The sequence below is a fragment of the Polynucleobacter sp. AP-Latsch-80-C2 genome (assembly GCF_018882185.1).
Classification (GTDB): Bacteria; Pseudomonadota; Gammaproteobacteria; order Burkholderiales; family Burkholderiaceae; genus Polynucleobacter.
Window position 1 is genome coordinate 235,424 of record NZ_JACVOY010000002.1, and the last position, 20,146, is coordinate 255,569.

Sequence of the window (20,146 nt, forward strand, 5' to 3'; positions counted from 1 at the left end):
TAGAATTGCGGAATGCATCCGGAAGAACAACGCCCTCGAAAATTGGTTTGGCCTTTGCAGGCAATGCCTTTGGCGAGGGCAATTGGCTTGAGTTATGCCCTATTGATTGTGTACGTGAGCCTGAATCCTTTTGATTTCGACTTTAGTAATGGGGTCTCGGCCTGGGCATGGTTAGACGCTCCAGCCCCTCGTTTTATTACCCTTTTCGATGTTTTGGTCAATATCTTGGCTTATATTCCTTTTGGGCTTCTGATCGTATTTGCGGCCTACCCACGCTGGAGAAACTTTGTGGCTTTGGGCTTAGCTTTCACCTTGAGTGGCTTGTTGGCTTTCAGTGTTGAAACCCTGCAGGCGTGGTTGCCAACTCGAATTCCTAGCCAGATGGATTGGTGGGCCAATGTTTTTGGGGGCCTTCTAGGTGGCTTACTGGCAATCCCTCTGGGACCTCAGTGGCTCTCAGGAAGCGCCATTCGCCGCCGTTTTGATCAATGGTTTGGTTTGGACTGGGCAGCATGTGCGCTGTTTATCTTGTTTCCCTGGTCACAAATTTATCCGCAAAGTTCTTGGTTGGGCACTGGGGTGTGGGGCCATGCCATTTTTGGATCAGTTGACTGGGGTACTGTTGTTATCAATCATGTGGCACAAGAAACCATCATCACGGCGCTATGTTGGCTTGGAGTCGCACTCCTCCTGTCTCTCGGAATGCGTACCAAGGCTCCCCAATGGCGCATTCTGAACGGCTTACTGTGTTTTACCGTACTGATTAAAACGATTTTTACTGCGCTTCAGTTTGGAGGTGAATTCGGCTTTCTCTGGTTAACCGCAGGAGCGCTCTGGGGAATGTTGTTTGCGAGTCTTCTGTTAAGGTGGGCTTTACGTCTTCAGCAGAGAGCAAAATTTTGGCTGGCTCTATCCTGTTTAGTCTGCGCCACTATTGCGATTAATGTATTGCCTGATAATCCTTATTTCATTCTGACCCTAAGGCATTGGTATCAAGGACGCTTATTGCATTTTAATGAGCTCATGCAATGGGTATCCGTAGTATGGTTACCACTGGCTTTAATCTGGATGATTCGTAGCGCTCTTGAATTTAAACCCAAGCATTGATGAATATAATTTTTCTATGAGCTTTTCACACCACTTATTTTTTTGTTTGAATGAGCGCAAAAATGGCGAAGATTGTTGCAATCGTCACAATGCGTTTGCTCTATTTGAGTACGCCAAAAATAGGGTGAAAGAACTAGGCCTATCCGGTCCCGGAAAAATCCGCGTCAATAAAGCGGGTTGCTTGGATCGTTGCGCTGATGGACCTGTGATGGTGGTGTATCCAGAGGGCACTTGGTATACCTTGGTGGATACCGAAGATGTTGAAGAGATTATTCAGTCTCATCTTATGAAAGGCCTACCAGTAGAGCGCCTGCAGTTAGCTTAGTAACAGTTGAAAGATTTTTTCCATGAATAGTCGTACAAAAGTAATTCATATTGAAGGCATCGTTGGATTGATGGAGATGTCCATCGATCTTCCAGATGAGTTAAAGAGTGATCCTCACTTTGCTGTTCGTGGTTTAGCTTTAGTAGCGCACCCACATCCATTGATGGGTGGCACGATGGATAACAAAGTCGCACAGACTATGGCGCGTGCTTTTAATCAACTAGGTTATGTCAGTGTCCGTCCAAACTTTCGTGGTGTCGGCGGAACTGCGGGAGTGCACGATGATGGCGTCGGCGAACTAGATGATTTATTGCATGTAACCGATTGGATGCGGACCCCTTCAAGTTGGGGTCAGTTTGAAGCCACCGCCCAGCAAGCATGGATAGCAAATGCAAATACCTTGCCCTTAGTGGTTTCTGGTTTTTCTTTTGGCAGCTTTGTAGGTAGCCATTTGGTAGAAAAGCTTGCAGAATTAGGGCGTCCTGCTGAACGCTTAGTAATGGTAGGTAGCGCTGCAGGAAAGTGGAATCTGGCTGCAGTACCTGCCGACACCATAGTGATCCATGGCGAAGTCGACGAGACAATTCCACTGTTGGATGTATTGGATTGGGCGCGTCCGCAAGAACTTACGGTACAGGTAGTGCCTGGAGCAGATCATTTCTTCCATCGCAGATTGCATTGCATTCGCAACATTATTACTGGCGCTTGGTTAGGCATGCCAGATCATCGCAACTTATAAAAAGGTCTTTAAAAACGCTATGACCGAAGAAAAATCACTGATTGAATATCCTTCCCAGTTTCCGATTAAGGTAATGGGAAAAGCAAACCCAGAATACCTGCCTGCAATTATTCATATTGCAAAACAGTTTGACCCTACTTTTGATGAAAGCAAAGTTGAGCAACGACCATCAAAAGATGGAAATTATTTGGGACTTACTTTGCCGATTACCACTACAAGTCGTGAGCAATTAGATGAGTTGTATCGAACGCTTTCTACGCATCCCTTAGTTAGCATCGTTCTTTAACTCACATGACATGCCATTCCTAGTTAAGCATCTTGGTTTGGCGGATTACGCATCTACCTATGAGGCGATGCGTGCCTTTACTAAGGAACGTGATGCAAGTACCCCCGATGAGATTTGGGTATTGCAGCACCCTCCGGTATTTACTTTAGGCCTTGCTGGAGATGCGGCAAATTTGCATTCCCCCAGCCAACAAATTCCGCTGGTACAAGTTGATCGTGGCGGTGAGATTACGTATCACGGACCTGGCCAAATCGTTGTGTATCTTTTGCTCGATCTCAAGCGTCTAGGAATATTCGTAAAAGAGTTGGTATCTCGCATCGAACAAGCAGTTATTGATACGCTGGCTGAATACGGAATTCAGGCGGAAAGACTTCAAGGCGCCCCAGGGATTTATGTGGCTGAGCAAGCGTGGATTCCGGAGGAGTGGTTTGGAGCCAAGGTGGCTGCTTTGGGGCTCAAGGTCTCTAAAAGCTGCTCCTATCATGGGCTAGCGTTGAATGTTGCAACTGATTTGGATGCATTTTCCCGTATCCACCCTTGCGGCTATGAGGGTTTAAGGACGGTTGATATGCAAACCCTTGGGATCAAGGACAATATAGACACTATTAGCCAAAGGCTTTTGGAGCATTTACAAAAGCAACTGATGTCACCATGACCATAAATAAGACCGATACCGAACAGTTAAGCGAACTTCGTCAAGACCTGAATTACGATGCCACTCGTAAGCAAAAGTCGAGCGAAAAAACCGCGCGCATTCCAATCAAAATTGTTCCCCTGGAGCAGGTTCTCAAAAAACCAGATTGGATTCGCGTCAAAGCTGCTTCAGGCAATTCCCGTTTTGCAGAAATCAAAAAGATCTTACGTGAAAACGAATTGGTTACTGTTTGCGAAGAGGCTAGTTGCCCCAATATTGGCGAATGCTTTGGTAAGGGCACTGCCACTTTTATGATCATGGGTGATAAGTGCACTCGTCGTTGTCCTTTTTGCGATGTCGGTCACGGTAGACCTGATCCATTGGATGTAAAAGAGCCTGCTAATTTGGCTAGAACAATCGCAGCACTGAAATTAAATTACGTCGTGATTACCAGCGTTGATCGTGATGATCTGCGGGATGGTGGTGCGATGCATTATGTTGATTGCATTTCTCAATCACGTGATGCCTCACCCAATACGCGTATTGAGGTTTTGGTGCCAGATTTTCGTGGGCGCTTAGATAAGGCCCTGGATATATTTTCTGAGCATGCACCCAACGGCTTGCCTGATGTGATGAACCACAATCTTGAAACAGTTCCGCGTCTCTACAAGCAAGCACGCCCTGGCGCTGACTATCTGCATTCACTCAAGTTATTAAAAGATTTTAAAGAGCGCTTTCCCCATATTCCGACCAAGAGTGGTTTGATGGTGGGACTTGGCGAAACAGATGAAGAAATTTTGGAAGTGATGCGTGATATGCGTGAGCACAATATTGATATGCTCACCATTGGCCAGTATCTTGCACCATCTGGTCACCACTTGCCTGTTCAGCGTTACGTTCACCCAGATGTTTTCAAGCGTTTTGAAGAAGAGGCATATGCAATGGGCTTCTCCCATGCGGCGGTAGGGGCGATGGTGCGCTCTAGCTATCATGCAGATCAGCAGGCTCATGGCGTTGGCATTGTTTAAAAAAGGACTCAGAATTAGCTGTTGTTGTATTGCAGCTACTTTCCTATTAAGTGCCTGTAGTCCTAAATTAGATTGGCGAGTGGTTCAGTCTCCGCAGGAAAGATATAGCGCTTTATTTCCGGGCAAGCCAGACAAAATCCAAAGGCGTGTGAGTTTTCAAAATCAAGAGCTATTGCAATCTCTTGAAGCGCTCAAGATTGATGATGATATTTATTCCATCAGCGCAACCCAAATTCCCGCTGGCCAATCTTCTTTACTCCCAATACTCATGATGCAATTGCAAGATAGCGTATTGGCTAGGGCAAAAGCGCTTGGTGGCGAAGTTATCTCTGAAGATATTCTTTATCAAACTGCCGCGAAACAAAAGCAGGCTAGCAAAGAGTTTTGGATTCAATTCAAGTCTAAGGGAACGAGTGAGCAATGGATGCGAGTTCGTTGGATCACTCGTATTGCACCAGATGGCAGTATTTGGATTTATCAGATCTCGGTGCTGCATGCTAAAGCAATTCCAAGTGAGGCAAAAACGTTTTTATCTAAAGAAGAATATTCAAACTTTTTTGACGAGTTTTATCCCGAGTAAATCTGAAAAAATTAAGATTTTTCTAGTGCGGCTACTTTAGCCTCAAGTGCCTCTAATTTTTCTCTGGTTTTGGCTAAAACTTTTGATTGCAATTCAAATTCTTCTCGTGTGACGAGATCCATTTTCTGAAATCCCTGGTTCATCATGGCGCGGACATTTTTTTCAATCTCTTGCGCAGGTGAATTGCGAATGGCATCACCCACTTTGCTTTGCATATCGTTCGCGATGCGTTGAAATTGCTCGAAGATTTCGCCTGGTTTTTGCATAATGGGGTTTCGCAGTTCTGGTTAAAGTTGCATAAAAGATACACCTCGTATTTTATGTTCAGCCTGAAAAATGGGCTGAGCAGGCTTTAAACCGTGAAAACGCATCAATTTTGCCCTAAAGATGGGAATATTTAGCACCATTTAGGTGCATTGGCTTTAATTCGGTGAATCGACTGGAAATGACTTGTCATAGAACCTTCATCATCACTCCATTCAATCAGTATTTATCCCTTTTCATTACACAGCGAGGAGTTACAACATGAAGAAATTATACAAGACAGCAATCTCTGCGGCAGCAGTTGTATTGTTGGCTGGTTTAGCCAGTGCATCTGCCTTTGCGGCCGATACACCAGAAAATCCAGAGGACGCAGCAGCACCAAGCCCGATCGCTGCAAACGTTACTGTGGTGAGCGATTACCGCTACCGCGGTATTTCTCAAACAAACTTTAAGCCTGCTATACAAGGCGGCTTTGATTACGCTCATGAGAGTGGTTTCTACATCGGTAACTGGAACAGCTCAATCAGCTGGGTTTCAGACGCTAATAGTGCTGGCGGCAAAAATAACGTTTCTGCTCCAGTGGAGATGGACTTCTATGCTGGTTTCAAGAAAGAGTTGATCGGCGAAGGTTTTGCTTCTGACCTCGGAGTTTTGCAGTACTACTACCCAACTACTGGTATGCCAAGCAGTGCTACCAATCCAAATACAACTGAGATCTATGCAGCCCAAAACTACACCTTTGGTCCCGTAGCTGGTTTCGTTAAATTCTCATACGCAGTTACTAATACTTTCGGCTATTCAAACTCTAGCGGCTCTTACTATCCAGATTTGACAGCAAACTATGACACTGGTATTTGGGGCTTGGCTGTAAATGCTCACGTTGGTTACCAGAAGATTGCTGGTCAAAATGTTGTTGCTGGCGTTCCAACAGCGAGCTACACAGACTGGAAGCTTGGTTTGACTAAAGACTTTGGCGGTGGCTTAGCTTTGGCAGCTGCTTACATCGGTACCAATGCAGCTAAGAGTGGCAGCACCTATGCTTATCAGAGTCCATCAGGCAAAAACTTGGGCGGATCTACAGGCATCGTTTCACTCACAAAAACTTTCTAATTTCCACCTCTGAACGGAGAAACACATGAAATTAATTACCGCAATCATCAAGCCATTTAAGCTTGACGAAGTGCGCGAAGCTCTCTCGGAAGTGGGAGTTTCGGGCATTACCGTCACTGAAGTTAAAGGCTTTGGTCGTCAAAAAGGTCACACTGAGTTGTATCGCGGTGCTGAGTATGTTGTCGACTTCTTACCTAAAGTAAAAATTGAAGCTGCTGTTGAAGATGGCATCTTGGAGCGTGCGATTGAAGCAATTGAAAAATCTGCACGTACTGGCAAGATTGGTGATGGCAAGATTTTTGTCTCACCAGTTGAGCACGTCATTCGTATTCGTACCGGTGAAACCGGTGCGTCAGCACTTTAAAGAGAGGTTCAAAATGTTAACTTGGATGAAACGACTCGTTGCTGGTGGTGCTATGGCCTTGGCCATTGGTGCTACTGGTGTAATAGCTACTTCCCCAGCCCATGCTGATGAAGTCAAGAAGCCTGCTGTAACTGCGCCAGCAGCAACTCCTGCTGCGGCAGAGCCTGCCCCAGTACTTTGCTCTGAAAAGTGCAATAAAGGAGATATCGCTTGGATGATGGTTTGTACAGCATTGGTGCTGTTGATGACTCTTCCTGGTCTGGCTTTGTTCTACGGTGGTTTAACCCGCAGTAAGAACATCTTGTCTATCTGCATGCAATGTTTCATGGTCTTCTCCTTGATTACAGTGCTATGGGCTATTTATGGCTATAGCTTTGCATTCACGGAAGGCGGAGCTTTTGTTGGTGGACTAGATCGTCTGTTCTTGGGTGGTATGAATCCAGAATCAGTAGCGGCAACCTTTAGTAAGGGTGTTGTTATTCCTGAGTATGTATTTATGGCTTTCCAAGCAGTGTTCGCAACCATTACTTGCTGTTTGATTATTGGCTCTTTTGCTGAGCGCGCTAAGTTCTCTGCGATCTTAGTGTTCATGGTAATTTGGTTTACTTTCAGCTATTTGCCAATCGCTCACATGGTTTGGTTCTGGCCTGGTCCTGATGACATCAAAGATGCTGCATCACTTGAAGCAATTACAGCTCGTGCTGGTTGGTTATGGCAAAAAGGTGTTCTCGACTTTGCTGGTGGTACTGTTGTGCACATCAACGCTGCTATCGCTGGCTTGGTTGGCTCCTTTGTTATCGGCAAGCGTTTGGGCTACGGCAAAGAAGCAATGAAGCCACATAACTTAGTTTATGTAATGACTGGCGCTGCTCTCTTGTGGTTCGGTTGGTTTGGTTTCAATGCTGGTTCAGCACTTGAGGCAAATGGCACTGCTGGCTTGGCATTCGTGAATACTTATTTAGCTACCGCTGCTGCTGTATTGGGCTGGTCAGTTGCTGAGTGGGTTCTCAAAGGTAAGCCATCCATGTTGGGTGCTGCATCCGGTTGCGTAGCAGGTTTGGTTGCAATCACTCCTGCGGCTGGATTTGCTGGCCCAATGGGTTCAATCATTATTGGCTTAATTGCTGGTGTAGTTTGCCTCTGGGGTGTTACTGGTCTCAAGAAGATTTTGGGTTCAGACGACAGCTTGGACGTATTCGGTGTTCACGGCGTAGGCGGTATCACTGGTGCGTTGTTGACTGGTGTTTTCGCTGATCCAGCATTGGGCGGCTCTGGTATTTGGGATTATGTGGCTAACGCTGTTGCTCCTGATTACTCTATTGCTAGCCAATTGTGGATTCAAGCTCAAGGCGTGATTACCACTGTAATCTGGTCCGGCGTAGTTTCTTTTATCGCCTTCAAATTGATCGATATGGTGATTGGTTTGCGTGTTAAGGAAGATGAAGAGCGCGAAGGCTTGGATATCAGCTCACACGGTGAGGCTGCGTACGAGTCTTAATTAGTCGATTTACCCCTCACCCGGCGGCTTTTACGAGCTGCCAGGTTTTAAGCGCGGGATCCTAGGATCCCGCGTCTTTCTTTTAATAATCTTACAATGGTGAAATGGTCCCACATCTCATCACTGCCCTTAGCGGCCCTTTGCTCGAATTAGAGTCAAAGGTACTAGAAGCAACCCCAACAATTGAGCGCTGGTTTAGGCTGGAGTGGCAAGAGCACACCCCACCGTTTTATTGCTCGGTTGATCTGCGCAACTCTGGCTTTAAATTAGCCCCGGTTGATACCAATTTATTTCCAGGTGGTTTTAATAACTTATCGCCACAAATGTTGCCTTTGGCTGTGCAAGCTGCAATGGCTGCGATTGAGAAGATCTGCCCGGAAGCTAAAAACTTACTACTCATACCAGAGCGTCACACGCGCAATACCTTTTATCTGCAAAATATTGCACGCTTATCCTCGATCTTGCGTCAAGCGGGTTTGAATGTACGCCTGGGTACGTTCTCTGAAGAAATTAAAAAGCCTACATGGATTGAATTGCCTGACGGCAATCGACTCTTGATGGAGCCTTTATCCCGCTTAGGTTTAAAGAAGCAGCGTTTGGGTTTAAAAGATTTTGATCCTTGCTCTATTTTGTTAAATAACGATTTATCTGCTGGCATTCCTCCGATTCTGGAAAATATTCATGAGCAATATTTATTACCAGGATTGCATGCAGGCTGGCACATGCGCCGTAAATCAAATCATTTTGCTGCCTATGATGAAGTAGCTAAGAAGTTTGCAAAAGTCGTCGATATTGATCCTTGGATGATCAACCCGTATTTTGCTAGCTGCTCCAATGTAAATTTTCATGAGCGTAAAGGCGAGGAAGAGTTGCAGGCCGCCGTTGAGCAGGTCTTGAAAAAGACGGCCAAGAAATATCGCGAATATGGCATTAAAGAAAAGCCTTATTCAGTAGTGAAGGCAGACGCTGGCACTTATGGCATGGGTGTGATGGTGGTCAATGACCCCGCGCAGCTAAAGGGCCTGAACCGTAAAGACCGCAACAAAATGAGCGTGGTTAAGGAAGGTCTTGAGGTCAGTGATGTCTTGATTCAAGAGGGTGTTTATACCTTTGAAAAAGTCAATGAAGCGGTAGCAGAGCCAGTGGTTTATATGATTGATCGCTATGTCATCGGTGGCTTCTATCGCGTACATACGGATCGTGGCCCTGATGAAAATCTCAATGCCCCTGGTATGCACTTTGTGCCTTTGGCTTTTGAGCAAAACTCAATGCCGGATATGAGTGCTAAGCCAGGTAGCGCAGCGCCTAACCGTTTCTATTTGTATGGCGTGGTTGCGCGTTTGGCATTGCTTGCAGCTTCATTGGAGCTTGAGCGTACCGATCCTGATGCTGAGCCCGTTTAATTTAGAGTACATCGATATATAGGTCTTCATGGATTTTTTATTCATTGCCGATCCACTTGAATCATTTCAGATTCAAAAAGATTCCACCTTAGCAATGATGCGCGTGGCTCAAGAGGAAGGGCATCGTTTATGGTTTTGTCAGAGCCGCAATTTGTTGTGGAAAGATAATCTAGTTGTTGCAGATTGCCAATCATTAGTTGTTAAACCTAGTTCAACTTCTTGGTTTGAGTTGGGCAAGATTGAGAGTCGCGCATTAAATAGTTTTTCAGCAGTGATGATGCGTACTGATCCACCATTTGATATTGAGTATCTCAATAGCACTTGGTTACTATCTGCTGCTGTTCGGCAAGGCGCAAAAGTATTTAACAATCCATCAGCAGTGCGCGACCACTCTGAAAAAATTTCGATTACTGAGTTCCCGGAATTTATTCCTCCTACTTTAATTACCCGTGAATTGAGTGCAGTTGAAACTTTTCACCAAGCCCATCGTGACATTGTCATTAAGCCCCTGGATGGTATGGGTGGCATGGGGGTCTTTAGAGTAGGGCCTGATGGCCTGAATTTAGCCAGTATTGTGGAAACCTTGGGTGAAAATGGCGCTAGAACCTTGATGGTGCAGCGCTTTCTGCCAGAGATTGCCCAAGGCGATAAACGCGTTCTATTGATTGGCGGTGAAGTGGTGCCTTTTGCCTTGGCTCGGATTCCTCAGGGTAGTGAGATTAGGGGAAATTTAGCCGCAGGCGGTAAGGGTGTTGCCATGGCTTTGAGTGATGCAGAAAAGAAGATTGCGCAATACCTTGCTCCCATACTGAATGAGCGTGGATTATTTTTGGTGGGGCTAGACCTCATTGGTGGTTTCGTAACCGAAATCAATGTCACTAGCCCAACCTGTTTTGTTGAAATTACTGATCAAAGCGGATTTGATGTTCCGCAGTTTTGGCTAACCAAGCTTGAAAAGGCGTTGTCATAAGATGCCCGGAATCGTTATTGTTGCCCACACACCAGTTGCTAGTGCGATGTTGGGTTTTGCGGAGCATGCCTTCGGAGTTGTTCCTGAGCGTATTAGGGCTGTAGATATCCCTCCTTATGAGGATATTAAAGTGAGTTATGACCGCGTACTGGAGGCTGCCAAAGGCGTAAACAGTGGCAACGGAATATTGATTCTGACTGATGTGATGGGTGCTACACCTGCAAACGTAGCATCGAAGTTAGATACCCCTGGACCAAGTGTTGCATTGGGTAATGTCATTGTGTTGACCGGATTAAATTTACCCATGTTGTTGCGCTGTATTACTCATCGCGGTGATACGCTCGAAGAGTTAGCGCATAAGGCGCTTCAAGGTGGGCACCACGGAATCTTGCGTCTTGGCGCAAAAGTGAATGAATCAGATTAGAGAAATCAATAAATATGCCTGTTGCTGAAATAGAAATTATTAACAAATTGGGCTTACATGCTCGTGCTTCTGCCAAGCTATCCCAATTAGCAGCTCAATTCCCTTGTGAAATACTGTTGTCACGGAATGGGCGTCAAATTAACGCTAAGAGCATTATGGGTGTGATGATGTTGGCTGCTGGCATTGGTAGCAAAGTGACGCTCGAGACGGTGGGTGATCAGGCAGATGAAGCAATGGCTGCATTGACAGAATTAATTAACAACCGCTTTGGTGAAGGCGAGTAGAGATGACTTTTTCCTTGCACGGAATTCCAGTATCGAAAGGCATTGCCATTGGCAAAGCGGTACTGATTTCGCGTGCAGCTTTAGAAGTTAGTCATTACCTAGTAGAGCCAGGAAAAGAAGAGGCGGAAGCACAGAAGTTGTTAGATGCTTTTGATCAGGTTCGCCAGGAACTAGAGCAGCTGCGTCTTGGTTTGCCAAAAGATGCGCCTCAAGAAATGGCTGCGTTTTTGGATGTACACGGCATGATATTGGCTGACCCAGCCTTAGCTGAAAAGCCGATCAAGTTAATCCGTACGCAGCGTTTAAATGCCGCATGGGCATTAACTACCGAATTAAATGACTTGCTGGAGCAGTTTGCAGAAATCGAAGACCCTTATTTAAAAGAGCGGGCCAACGATATTCGTCAAGTAGCTGAGAGAGTCATTAAAGCTTTAAATGCACAAAAGAAGGATGCCCTAGAAGAAGCCGCACTCTTATCTCCCAGTGATATTGGAGTGGATTCCATTGTGGTGGCCCACGATATTGCCCCGCACGATATGCTGCGCTTCAAAGATCATGCTTTCACTGGCTTTGTGACCGACTTGGGCGGCAAGACTTCGCATACTGCGATTGTGGCTCGCAGCATGGAGATTCCGGCGGTAGTGGGCGTGCGCCATGCTAGTGAAATGATTCGACACGGCGATTGGTTGGTCTTAGATGGTGAGCGTGGTGTTGTGGTCGTAGCTCCAGATGAGCAATTACTCTCTGAGTATCGCAAGCTCCAAGCGCTGGGTCTGAAAGAGGCGCGCAAACTACAGCAGTTAAAGCATTCCCCAACTGTTACAGCAGATCATGTTGAGATTGAACTATTTGCCAATATTGAGTTACCAGAAGATGCGGTTCAGGCGGTAGCTCTTGGTGCAGTCGGAGTTGGCTTATTTCGCTCTGAATTCTTATTCATGGATCGCAAGCAAGCGATGCCTGATGAGGAACAGCAATACCAGGAATATCGCAAAGTAGTCGATTTAATGCATGGCCTTCCTGTCAATATCAGAACGATTGACGTTGGCGCTGACAAGGCCTTGGGTGCTGGAGGAGATGTCTCACAGACAGGTACTTCCCCCTTGGGTTTACGGGCGATTCGTTGGTCTTTAACAGAGCCAGAAATCTTCTTAACGCAGTTAAGAGCAATTTTGCGTGCTTCGGCATATGGGCAAGCACGCATCATGATTCCGATGCTCGCACATGCTAAAGAAATTGATGAGACTTTTCGTTTGATCGAAAAAGCCAAACAGCAATTACACCAACGTGGTCAGTCTTTTAATCCCAATATTCAAGTTGGTGCCATGATCGAAATTCCGGCCGCTGCTTTGGTATTACCTTTATTTATTAATCGTTTTGATTTCTTGTCTATTGGTACGAATGATTTAATTCAGTACACCTTGGCAATTGATCGTGCTGACCATGCTGTCGCGCATCTCTACGATCCCTTGCATCCTGCCATTTTGTATTTGCTCGATAGCATCATTACTCAGGCTAAGCGCGCAAATGTGCCGATTGCTGTTTGTGGCGAAATGGCTGGCGACCCTGCATTGACTAAGCTTTTGCTTGCTCTAGGCTTGACGGACTTTTCAATGCACTTTAGTCAGCTCTTGTTGGTAAAGCGCGAAATCTTGAAGGCGAACGTAGGGCTGTTGAAGGCGCGTATTTCTAGAGTGCTTAAGGCCTATGAGCCGGAGGATCAGGCTAAGGCTTTAGAGCGATTGTTCTCTTAGGCCTTAGTGGGCTTTTCCGCAGACCGGACAATCGGGGTTGCGAGTTATGCGAATCTCATCAATCTGGGTATTAAGTCCATTCCAAAGTAGTAAGCGACCTACCAGTGGCTCGCCAAAGCCAATGAGCACTTGCAGTGCTTGTGCAGCTTGCATGCTGCCAATAATTCCGACGAGTGGTGAAAATATGCCCATACTCGCGCAACTCACTTCATCAAAAGATTCTTCTGGAGAAAAGATGCAGGCATAGCATGGTGATGCTGAGTTTCTTGGATCGAAGACGCTCATTTGTCCATCGAAGCGTATGGCGGATCCTGACACCAACGGCTTTTGATGTGCAACACAACGGGCATTAATCAGATGCCGAGTCGAAAAATTATCGGTGCAATCTAGTACGACATCTACACTGGGTAGTAGTTCATCCAGGAGCGCAGCTGTCGCTTTGGCTTCAATGGTTTCAATGTGAATACTGGAATTGAGGCTTTGTAAGAAACGTTTGCCAGAAGCCACTTTGCTTTTGCCAACGCTAGTTTCAGAGTGCATGATTTGTCGCTGGAGATTGGTAATCTCAACAGCATCATGATCAATCAGGGTAATGTGCCCAACGCCTGCTGCTGCAAGGTAGGGGGCGACAGCGCTTCCTAAGCCACCTGCACCGATGACTAGGGCATGTGACTGCAATAGTTTTTCTTGGCCTGCTACATCAATTTCATCAAGGAGTAAGTGCCTTGAGTAGCGCAGTAACTGCTCATCATTCATGTGCAGGCTCGAGAATAAGTGGGTCTACTCCAGCTTAGATGAAGAGCGCTTCACCGGCTGACCATTAATAAAGGCAACTGCTTGAGAAAGCATGAAGTCATCAGCACTGCCTAATTCAGGAGGCTTCTTATTCTTTTCCTTCTCTTTTTCCTCTGGAGTTTTCTTGGCATTTTTTTCTTCAATGCGTTGCATCTCTTCAAGACGACGTTGCTCACGATCTTTAATCAGCTTATCTTCTGCTGATTGTTTATTGCGTAAGTGCTTCTCACTATCGATCTCACGGGTAATCAGGACATCATCTGGATCCCCATCTTTATTTTGATCTACTGGGATATCCGGTTTAACACCAAAGGCCTGAATCGATTTGCCACTAGGAGTGTAGTAATAAGCAGTGGTGATCTTCAAAGCGGAATCATTGGTAAGCGGGCGTACCGTTTGTACGGAGCCTTTACCAAAGGTGGTTTTACCAATGATGGTTGCTCGTTTGTAATCTTGTAAGGCTCCGGCAACAATCTCAGAGGCAGAGGCTGAGTAGGCGTTCACCAAAACTACCATTGGGAGTTTTTTAAACATTTCTGGCACGCCGGCTAAGGGGTCTCCAGGCTCATTTAAGCGATACATCGCAGGCGTCGCATTAAATACTTGTTTGGAATCAGGGGCTTGGCCTTTGGTACTCACAATCACTGAGTCAGGCGGTAGAAATGCCGCGGCAACGCCCACTGCGCCTTGCAAGAGGCCGCCACCATTATTGCGAAGGTCAAGGATGATGCCCTTAAGCTTTGGATTCTGGTTCGCAATCTCTGTGAGTTTTTTGGCGAGATCTGGAATAGTGCGCTCTTGAAAACTGGTGACGCGAACCCATGCAATATCGTTATCCAAGATTTTGGTTTTAACGGATTGCACTTTAATTTCTGCGCGTGTGATAGTCACTGGGAAGCTACGTTCTTCACTCTTACGAAATACGGTTAAGGTAATTTTGGTGCCAGGTGTGCCGCGCATCGTGCGCACCGCTTTATCCAAAGACATTCCGCGAACAGGTTTGTCATCTAAGCGCGTAATGAGATCACCGGCCTGTAGACCTGCGCGTGCAGCTGGACTATCTTCAATTGGGTTGAGAACTTTAACAACACCATCTTCAGAAGTGATTTCAATTCCAAGGCCAGCAAATTTTCCTGACGTTTGCTCTTGCATCTCGGAGAAATCTTTTTTATCCAAGAAAGTGGAGTGAGGATCAAGACTGCTCACCATGCCTTTAACGGCATCGGTCAGCAATTGCTTATCTTCAATAGGCTCTACATACTCACGTTTAATTTGCGCAAATACATTAGATAGCGTTCGCAGCTCATCGAGTGGCAGCGTAGAGCCCTGCTGGGCCGTGGCTGACAGCTGAATGGTGGCTGCAACCCCGGCGATTAAGCCTACGGCAATCAGAGCAAAGTTCTTCAAAAATTGACGCATGGTTTTATTCCCTAATCCAAATAGAAATGTTGAATGGGTTTAAGGTTGTCATCCAACTCATAAACAAGTGGTACTCCGTTTGGAACGTTTACTTCCATGATGGCTTCATCTGACATTTGATCTAGATACTTAATCAAAGAACGAATGCTATTGCCATGTGCCACCAATAAAACGCGTTTATTAGCTTTCAGGGCTGGAGCGATGGATTCATTCCAAAGTGGCAAAACACGATCTACGTTGTCCTTAAGGCATTCACCAAGTGGAACATCTGTAGCAGTCAGTTTGGAATAGCGCGGATCTTTTTGGGGATTGCGCTCATCATGCGCCTCTAATAGTGGAGGGCGAACATCGTAAGAGCGACGCCAAATATGAACTTGTTCGTCGCCATACTTCTGGGCAGTTTCTGCTTTATTCAAACCAGTTAGGGCGCCGTAATGACGCTCATTTAATCTCCAGCTGTGCACTACGGGAATCCACATCAGATCCATGGCTTCCTGCACATGCCAAAGCGTGCGAATGGCACGTCTTAGAACAGAAGTGTAGGCAACATCGAATTCATACCCTGCTTTACGGAGATTTTCTCCAGCACTAATGGCCTGTTCGGCGCCCTTAGGGGTTAAGTCAACATCCGCCCAGCCAGTGAAGCGGTTTTCAAGGTTCCAGGCGGATTCGCCATGACGAATAAGGACAAGTTGTTTCATAGAGCCATTCTATAATCCGGTGATGAACTTTCTCACGCAAATTGATAATTTAGCGCTTATTGCCCTTTTAGTCGTTTCGGGCATAGCGCTTTTCCTACCCACATTATCTACGCTTATTGGCGGAAAAGGCTTGTCGCCTACCGAAGCCACTATTTGGATAAATCGACGTAAGGCGGCAGTCCTTGATTTGCGTCCTATCGACACCTACAAGGCAGGACATTTGCCTGGGGCAAAGCATATTGATGTTGCAGGCATTACCGCTGCCATTGAGAAATTGAAGTTAGATCGCAAAAACCCCGTTGTGATGGTTTGCGAAACAGGTACCCAATCGCGTAAGGCGCTTGCCGAGGTCCAAAAATTGGGCTTTGTAGAGGTAGGCTCCTTGGACGGCGGCGTGCAAGCCTGGAAGGCAGCTGCACTGCCATTGATTAAATAGGATAAGAGATGCCACAAGTAACGATGTATAGCACACAGGTTTGCCCATATTGTGTGATGGCAGAAAAGTTACTCCTAAAAAAAGGCGTAGCTAATTTAGAAAAAATTTTGATCGATCGTGATCCCGCTCAACGTGAAGCGATGATGACTCGAACAGGGCGCCGCACTGTCCCCCAAATTTATATTGGCGAGACGCATGTTGGTGGATACGATGATTTAGTAGCTTTGGATCGCGCTGGTAATTTAGATCCACTATTGGCTTAATGCATTAATACCTAAAGAAAAGAAAGTTAGCGATGACTGAACAATCTTCTGCACCCCAAGCGGGCAATGAAAGCGCGAATGAGCCTGGATTTCGGATTCAAAGAATTTATCTAAAAGATTTGTCATTAGAGCAACCAAATGCTCCACAAATTCTGATGGTGGGCGCTGAGCCGCAAATTCAAGTAGAAGTCGATATTGCAGTGATGCCCCTGAGCGAAGGTATTTTTGAAGTGACCTTAAGCTCCACTATCACTGCAAAAGTAGAAGCTAAAGTCTTGTTCTTAATTGAGGCTAAGCAAGCGGGTATTTTTGAATTTAGCAATATCCCAGTCGAGCAGATCGATCCTATGTTAGGGATTGCTTGCCCAACCATTTTGTTCCCGTATCTGCGTTCAAACATGGCCGATATCATCAGCCGTGCTGGCTTCCAACCAATCCATTTGAATGAGATTAATTTCCATGGCATGTATGAGCACCGCTTGATGCAGGCTCAACAGGCAGCTGCTGAGGAAAGCAAGGGCGCTGTTTCTAACTGAGTCTGAGACAGGCCCACAGATCATGAAAGTGACGCTGCTCGGTGCTGGAGCCTGGGGAACAGCAATGGCTGCCCAAGCCGCTCGCTATCTGCAAAATCAGGATGTCTGTTTATGGTCACGAAGCGCTAATCAATTAGCGCAGATGGAGGCAAGTGGCGTCAATCAAGCGTACTTGCCAGGCATTCAGCTTACCAAAAACTTGAAACTCGAAAGCGATTTTTCTAAAGCGATTAAGAGGCTCTCATCACAAGATTTATTGGTAGTTGCTACGCCAATGTCTGGTCTTTCAGAAACCATTGCGCAGGCTCTAAAAGAAGCTGAACATCCCCTGAATATTATTTGGTTGTGTAAAGGGCTAGAGCCTCAAACGACATTTTTGCCTCACCAAGTTGTAGAGCGTGAAAATAAATTACACAGTCATGGCTTAAATCATTCCTTTGGGGCCTTATCAGGTCCAAGCTTTGCGCGCGAAGTTGCTGCAGGAATGCCATGTGCATTAACTGTTGCCAGTAACTCACAGGATTTATGCGCCATTGTACAAAGCGCTTTTCATCACGGCAATATGCGTATCTATTCAAGCGACGATTTAATTGGTGTTGAATTGGGTGGTGCTGTGAAGAATGTGCTGGCGATTGCTGCTGGTATTGGTGATGGCTTAGATTTGGGTTTGAATGCACGCGCCGCGGTGTTAACGCGTGGTCTAGCTGAGATGATGCGTTTGGTAAAGGCTGCTGGTGGCCGATCAGAAACTTGCATGGGCCTCACCGGAGTGGGCGACTTAATTTTGACTGCCACAGGAGATCTATCCCGCAATCGTCGTGTAGGTCTTGAGCTGGCTGCCGGCAAGCCCCTGCCTGAAATATTGAGTGGCTTGGGTCATGTGGCTGAAGGGGTGCTCTGTGCCTCGGCGATTGGAGATCTGGCAAGAAGTCTAAAGGTCGAAATGCCGATTACCGAGATGATGGGTGAGGTCTTAGCTGGCAAGCTTGCAGCGCAAGAGGCTGTTAAAAAACTCATGGGGCGCGATCCCAAGATCGAAGCCTAAGATTTAGCTCCCGCCTGCTAAGTCATTCTGACGCCAGGCTTCGTACACCACAATTGCTACCGTATTCGATAAGTTCAAACTGCGACTGCTATCTTGCATGGTGAGGCGCATGCGATTGCTCACAGGAATCGAGTCTCGAACTTCATCGCTAATGCCTTTTGTTTCAGATCCAAAAACAAAATAATCATTTGGTGAATATTTACCCTCATGAAACTTCCCCACTCCTTTGGTGGTTAAGGCAAAGAGATGTTGGGGGTCCGGCTTTTCATCCGCCAGAAACTGGGCCCAATTAGGATGCACTTTGACTCTAGCAAACTCATGGTAATCAAGGCCTGCCCTGCGTAACTTGGCATCCTCCATTGGAAAGCCTAAGGGTTCAATTAAATGCAACATCGCACCGGTGTTGGCACACAAACGAATGATGTTGCCAGTGTTAGGTGGAATTTCAGGTTCGAATAAAACGATATTAAACATAGTGTGCTTACAGGCTACTTTCATGGATGGGTTTAGTGGTTCTGAGTAAAACCCAATTAATGACGCGCGATACGCCATTGTCCTTCAGAACGCGAGCAATTTCATCTAAGGTAGAGCCACTTGTCATGACGTCATCAAAAACAATGACCGCTTTATTCTGCAAAAGACCAATGACGTTTGGGTCGAGATAGAAAGTGTCGCGTACTTTAGATTGACGCACATTGAGGGGGCTCCCCGCTTGCTGCTCAATACGGTGATGCCGCTTTAACGCATGAGGTAATTTTCGAATCTGGGGGCCACATCGAATACGCCTTGCCAATTCCCAGCTTTGATTAAATCCTCGCATACACAGTTTTTCTGTACTCAGTGGCACGGGGAGTAAATAATTTTCTGGAGCTTGTATTAATTGCTCAGACAGAGCGTTATTCCACGCAATAGCTAATCCATGCGCAAAGGCAATACGCTTTTGATATTTAAGTTGGTGTAAAGCATTTTGCAAAACGCCGTCGTAACGATCTAGACAAATTGTTTCGTCAAAGTGAGGTGGACTTATTTTGCATGAGTCGCATCGCTTTTGGATAAGCTCTGATTGCTTCAAAGGAAGTCCGCATTGATAGCAACATTCGTAATGACAAAGCGCATCTTCTTGCAGCGATTGCTGACATTGTTTGCATACAGTATCGGCCTGAAACTGATCGCAAATAATGCATGCTGTTGGGAGCAGCTGGGAACAAATCGATTGAAAGATATTGTCTAGAAATTGCATGGGGCGCTGAGTATACTGAGCCAATGACCCAATCAATCACATGGCTACAGGATGAAATTGCAGATCGCATGCTGCAAAAGTTAGACATTGTGAAATTAGATGTCAAAGATGTCTTGCTGATTCCAGAATTTCCAGGACGCTATTTGACTGCATTGGCCAAGCGATTTCCAGGCGCCTGCATTCATGGTATTTCTGAAGAGCCTATGACGGGTTTAGGGGCCTTACGTTTTCAGGCAAAGCAACTCTGGCGTCGCTTATTTCAGGGAGGCAGTAGCCGCCCCTTATCCGTTTATCTCAAATCCGGAAAACTAGATCTTCCAGATAATTCGGTGGACTTAATTTTTAGCGATCTCTTATTGCAAGATTTGGCTGATCCACGCCATTTTCTCCAAGAGTGCTGGCGAGTCCTAAAAGAGGGTGGTTTGCTGAGTTTTAGCTATTTAGGCCCTGATACCGGTAAAGAATTACGCGCCCTAGATGCTGCTGTATTGAAATCGAAGAATTTGTTGAGCCCCTGGGATATGCACGATATGGGCGATGCGGTCCTAGGTGAGCGTTTTTCAGATCCCGTTATGGATATGGAGTTCCTCAATTTGGACTATGCGTCAGATGCACTTCTTTTGAACGATGCACGGGCTTTAAAACTCCTCCAGCATGCCCCTGACCAAGCGTTTAAAAGCGGCTTTTTGCCCCAGAAACTGACTTTAGAGGTGGTTTATGGGCATGCTTGGGCGATTGGAAAGCACCTTGCTAAAGCGCAGGACAACGTTGCTTATATTGATATAAATCAAATTGGACACAAGACTAGGCGGGATTCTGCTTAAGTGTAAGTGCTTACTATCATTTAAAGCTTTGCCAAGATTGGATGAAGCTGGGTTAACCCGGTTTGTTCTTGTATCCAATTAACCCTATAATCACCGCTGGATGTATTGGCTTTAGAC

General features: G+C 46.0%; 26 protein-coding genes. 20 read left to right on the top strand and 6 right to left on the bottom strand.

The annotated features are described in order from the left end of the window. Window positions 1–12: 12 nt before the first annotated feature. Genes ICN47_RS03625 through ICN47_RS03655 form a run of 7 tightly spaced genes read left to right on the top strand, consistent with a single transcriptional unit; the run spans window position 13 to window position 4,699 of the window. Complete coding sequence (locus ICN47_RS03625; protein ID WP_216218500.1) at window positions 13–1,107, top strand: VanZ family protein; 1,095 nt, start codon at window positions 13–15, stop codon at window positions 1,105–1,107. Window positions 1,108–1,123: 16 nt separating this feature from the next. Next, entirely contained in the window at window positions 1,124–1,432 is a 309-nt protein-coding gene (locus ICN47_RS03630; RefSeq protein ID WP_216218502.1) for a ferredoxin, read from the top strand. A gap of 22 nt (window positions 1,433–1,454) precedes the next feature. After that, window positions 1,455–2,171: an alpha/beta hydrolase gene (locus ICN47_RS03635; protein WP_216218503.1), complete on the top strand. Its 717-nt coding sequence runs from the start codon at window positions 1,455–1,457 to the stop codon at window positions 2,169–2,171. A gap of 19 nt (window positions 2,172–2,190) precedes the next feature. After that, window positions 2,191–2,457: a DUF493 family protein gene (locus ICN47_RS03640; protein ID WP_216218505.1), complete on the top strand. Its 267-nt coding sequence runs from the start codon at window positions 2,191–2,193 to the stop codon at window positions 2,455–2,457. Between the two features lie 10 nt (window positions 2,458–2,467). Then, entirely contained in the window at window positions 2,468–3,112 is a 645-nt protein-coding gene (gene lipB, locus ICN47_RS03645; protein ID WP_216218507.1) for a lipoyl(octanoyl) transferase LipB, read from the top strand. After that, window positions 3,109–4,119, top strand: coding sequence for a lipoyl synthase (gene lipA / locus ICN47_RS03650; RefSeq protein WP_216218508.1), 1,011 nt, complete (start codon window positions 3,109–3,111; stop codon window positions 4,117–4,119). Before lipB ends, lipA begins: the two co-directional genes overlap by 4 nt. Next, the gene (locus tag ICN47_RS03655; protein ID WP_216862600.1) at window positions 4,112–4,699 is read left to right on the top strand and encodes a hypothetical protein; all 588 of its coding nucleotides are present in this window, start codon (window positions 4,112–4,114) and stop codon (window positions 4,697–4,699) included. Before lipA ends, ICN47_RS03655 begins: the two co-directional genes overlap by 8 nt. 11 nt (window positions 4,700–4,710) lie before the next feature. Here ICN47_RS03655 and ICN47_RS03660 read toward each other — a convergent pair whose 3' ends face one another. Then, entirely contained in the window at window positions 4,711–4,965 is a 255-nt protein-coding gene (locus tag ICN47_RS03660; protein WP_216218509.1) for an accessory factor UbiK family protein, read from the bottom strand. A gap of 259 nt (window positions 4,966–5,224) precedes the next feature. On the opposite strand from ICN47_RS03660, the gene ICN47_RS03665 reads away from it, so the two are divergent. The 8 genes from ICN47_RS03665 to ptsP all read left to right on the top strand — a co-directional run bounded on the left by ICN47_RS03665 (window position 5,225) and on the right by ptsP (window position 12,770). Beyond that, window positions 5,225–6,073, top strand: a complete 849-nt coding sequence (locus ICN47_RS03665) for a TorF family putative porin (RefSeq protein ID WP_216218510.1) — start codon at window positions 5,225–5,227, stop codon at window positions 6,071–6,073. 25 nt (window positions 6,074–6,098) lie between these two features. Continuing rightward, window positions 6,099–6,437 carry a P-II family nitrogen regulator gene (locus ICN47_RS03670; RefSeq protein WP_011903792.1) on the top strand — a complete coding sequence of 113 codons (339 nt, stop codon included), beginning with the start codon at window positions 6,099–6,101 and terminating at the stop codon, window positions 6,435–6,437. Window positions 6,438–6,450: 13 nt separating this feature from the next. Further along, the gene (locus ICN47_RS03675; RefSeq protein ID WP_304608912.1) at window positions 6,451–7,935 is read left to right on the top strand and encodes an ammonium transporter; all 1,485 of its coding nucleotides are present in this window, start codon (window positions 6,451–6,453) and stop codon (window positions 7,933–7,935) included. Between the two features lie 104 nt (window positions 7,936–8,039). After that, complete coding sequence (gene gshA / locus ICN47_RS03680; protein ID WP_216218512.1) at window positions 8,040–9,338, top strand: glutamate--cysteine ligase; 1,299 nt, start codon at window positions 8,040–8,042, stop codon at window positions 9,336–9,338. A gap of 28 nt (window positions 9,339–9,366) precedes the next feature. Next, window positions 9,367–10,308, top strand: a complete 942-nt coding sequence (gene gshB, locus ICN47_RS03685; RefSeq protein ID WP_216218513.1) for a glutathione synthase — start codon at window positions 9,367–9,369, stop codon at window positions 10,306–10,308. A 1-nt stretch (window position 10,309) separates the two neighbouring features. Continuing rightward, window positions 10,310–10,732 (top strand): PTS sugar transporter subunit IIA, encoded by a 423-nt coding sequence (locus ICN47_RS03690; protein WP_216218514.1) that lies wholly within the window; start codon window positions 10,310–10,312, stop codon window positions 10,730–10,732. Between the two features lie 14 nt (window positions 10,733–10,746). Beyond that, the gene (locus ICN47_RS03695; RefSeq protein WP_216218515.1) at window positions 10,747–11,016 is read left to right on the top strand and encodes an HPr family phosphocarrier protein; all 270 of its coding nucleotides are present in this window, start codon (window positions 10,747–10,749) and stop codon (window positions 11,014–11,016) included. 2 nt (window positions 11,017–11,018) lie between these two features. Further along, entirely contained in the window at window positions 11,019–12,770 is a 1,752-nt protein-coding gene (gene ptsP / locus ICN47_RS03700) for a phosphoenolpyruvate--protein phosphotransferase (protein WP_216218516.1), read from the top strand. Between the two features lie 3 nt (window positions 12,771–12,773). Here ptsP and ICN47_RS03705 read toward each other — a convergent pair whose 3' ends face one another. The 3 genes from ICN47_RS03705 to gpmA are packed head-to-tail and all read right to left on the bottom strand — an operon-like array spanning window position 12,774 to window position 15,685. After that, window positions 12,774–13,526, bottom strand: coding sequence for a HesA/MoeB/ThiF family protein (locus tag ICN47_RS03705; RefSeq protein WP_216218517.1), 753 nt, complete (start codon window positions 13,524–13,526; stop codon window positions 12,774–12,776). 24 nt (window positions 13,527–13,550) lie between these two features. Beyond that, the gene (locus ICN47_RS03710) at window positions 13,551–14,984 is read right to left on the bottom strand and encodes a S41 family peptidase (RefSeq protein WP_216218518.1); all 1,434 of its coding nucleotides are present in this window, start codon (window positions 14,982–14,984) and stop codon (window positions 13,551–13,553) included. 11 nt (window positions 14,985–14,995) lie between these two features. Next, window positions 14,996–15,685, bottom strand: a complete 690-nt coding sequence (gene gpmA / locus ICN47_RS03715; RefSeq protein WP_216218519.1) for a 2,3-diphosphoglycerate-dependent phosphoglycerate mutase — start codon at window positions 15,683–15,685, stop codon at window positions 14,996–14,998. Between the two features lie 22 nt (window positions 15,686–15,707). Here gpmA and ICN47_RS03720 point away from each other — a divergent pair, with 22 nt between their 5' ends. Genes ICN47_RS03720 through ICN47_RS03735 form a run of 4 tightly spaced genes read left to right on the top strand, consistent with a single transcriptional unit; the run spans window position 15,708 to window position 17,965 of the window. Continuing rightward, window positions 15,708–16,121 carry a rhodanese-like domain-containing protein gene (locus tag ICN47_RS03720; RefSeq protein ID WP_216218520.1) on the top strand — a complete coding sequence of 138 codons (414 nt, stop codon included), beginning with the start codon at window positions 15,708–15,710 and terminating at the stop codon, window positions 16,119–16,121. A gap of 8 nt (window positions 16,122–16,129) precedes the next feature. Next, complete coding sequence (gene grxC / locus ICN47_RS03725; RefSeq protein WP_216218521.1) at window positions 16,130–16,384, top strand: glutaredoxin 3; 255 nt, start codon at window positions 16,130–16,132, stop codon at window positions 16,382–16,384. A 32-nt stretch (window positions 16,385–16,416) separates the two neighbouring features. Continuing rightward, window positions 16,417–16,920: a protein-export chaperone SecB gene (gene secB / locus ICN47_RS03730; RefSeq protein ID WP_216218523.1), complete on the top strand. Its 504-nt coding sequence runs from the start codon at window positions 16,417–16,419 to the stop codon at window positions 16,918–16,920. Window positions 16,921–16,942: 22 nt separating this feature from the next. Beyond that, window positions 16,943–17,965, top strand: coding sequence for an NAD(P)H-dependent glycerol-3-phosphate dehydrogenase (locus ICN47_RS03735; RefSeq protein ID WP_216218525.1), 1,023 nt, complete (start codon window positions 16,943–16,945; stop codon window positions 17,963–17,965). A 3-nt stretch (window positions 17,966–17,968) separates the two neighbouring features. Here ICN47_RS03735 and trmL read toward each other — a convergent pair whose 3' ends face one another. Next, window positions 17,969–18,439: a tRNA (uridine(34)/cytosine(34)/5-carboxymethylaminomethyluridine(34)-2'-O)-methyltransferase TrmL gene (gene trmL / locus ICN47_RS03740; RefSeq protein ID WP_216218526.1), complete on the bottom strand. Its 471-nt coding sequence runs from the start codon at window positions 18,437–18,439 to the stop codon at window positions 17,969–17,971. Window positions 18,440–18,446: 7 nt separating this feature from the next. Next, window positions 18,447–19,205, bottom strand: a complete 759-nt coding sequence (locus ICN47_RS03745) for a ComF family protein (protein WP_216218527.1) — start codon at window positions 19,203–19,205, stop codon at window positions 18,447–18,449. 23 nt (window positions 19,206–19,228) lie between these two features. On the opposite strand from ICN47_RS03745, the gene ICN47_RS03750 reads away from it, so the two are divergent. Continuing rightward, window positions 19,229–20,029 (top strand): class I SAM-dependent methyltransferase, encoded by an 801-nt coding sequence (locus ICN47_RS03750; RefSeq protein ID WP_255538909.1) that lies wholly within the window; start codon window positions 19,229–19,231, stop codon window positions 20,027–20,029. Window positions 20,030–20,146 lie beyond the last annotated feature (117 nt).